General features: G+C 71.0%; 1 protein-coding gene. It reads left to right on the forward strand.

Going from position 1 to position 1,039, the window contains the following annotated elements; all coding sequences use genetic code 11:
- The first annotated feature begins 183 nt into the window (after nucleotides 1–183).
- Complete coding sequence (locus ACFU7Y_RS44195; RefSeq protein WP_380772117.1) at nucleotides 184–954, forward strand: hypothetical protein; 771 nt, start codon at nucleotides 184–186, stop codon at nucleotides 952–954.
- Nucleotides 955–1,039: the final 85 nt, after the last annotated feature.

Here is a 1,039-nt window from a genome sequence, read left to right on the forward strand (position 1 = left end):
CGATCCCACCGCGGATCGCCCGGCCCGCTGCCGTCCCCGAAACCCGGTGGTCCAGGCGGCAGTTCTCGTGATCACGGCCGGGCACGAGCAGGAACCGCTCACCCCGTCCGCCCGTCATCTCCACAGGGCGGCCACAGACTCGACGCCCCTGCAGCTCTTCACCACCGAGGTCCGAGGAGATCCATGGTCGACACCGTCAACTCACTGGCCGCCCGTCTTCACGAAGTGCTGGTGGAGCACCTGACCAAGGGACCCGCCGTGGCGGGCACCAGGGGCCTCCACGACATCGTCGCGCGTGCCACGGCGCTCGGCCCCGACGGCACGTGGCTCGCCGCTGCGGGCCATTCGGGCCTCGCCGGCCTGGCCTGCGCACACGGACAGACGGACCAGGCCATCCACCACCTCGACGCCGCGGTGGCAGCCGGCTACAACGACTGCGTGGCCCTCCACATCGCCCTCGTACGCCCGCTGCACCACGATCCCCGCTTCCAGGCCCTGTACCGGCGGATGCGCATCACCCCGGCCGACCTCGACGAGTTCTTCTGGCTGCACCAGGAAATGCAGATCATGATGAGGGACGCCCAGCAAGCGACCGTCGACAACATCGGCCGCCTCGACACCGGGGTGTCGCTGCTCCCGCAGGCCCCCATGCCGACCCGCGAACCGAACACCCTCGGCGTCCTGATCACCCGCATCGATCTCGCCGCGACCCAGACCGCACTCCAGCAGGCCGCCCTCAAGGCGGAGTTCCAGCGCAGCTCCGGCAACACCAGCCTCAGTCTCATCGACGACACGTGGGACTACACCCGCGCCAGGCACGACGCCTGGTACGCCGACGACCTGGAAGCCCGGCGCCAACAGGCCGCCGCGGCCCGGGCTTTCGTCGAACGCCCCGGCGTCGGCACCATGCTCATCCCCTGCCCGCCGCTGGGCTCGATCACCTACCCGGGCTGATCGCAGCGCCGAACCGGCACAATGGCCGGCGAGGCCCCTTCGCCGGCTTTCCGTCCGTCACCGCGTGACCGCGCCCCCGCAGGCC

Origin of the sequence: Kitasatospora sp. NPDC057542 (genome assembly GCF_042801945.1) — a bacterium.
Classification (GTDB): Bacteria; Actinomycetota; Actinomycetes; order Streptomycetales; family Streptomycetaceae; genus Kitasatospora.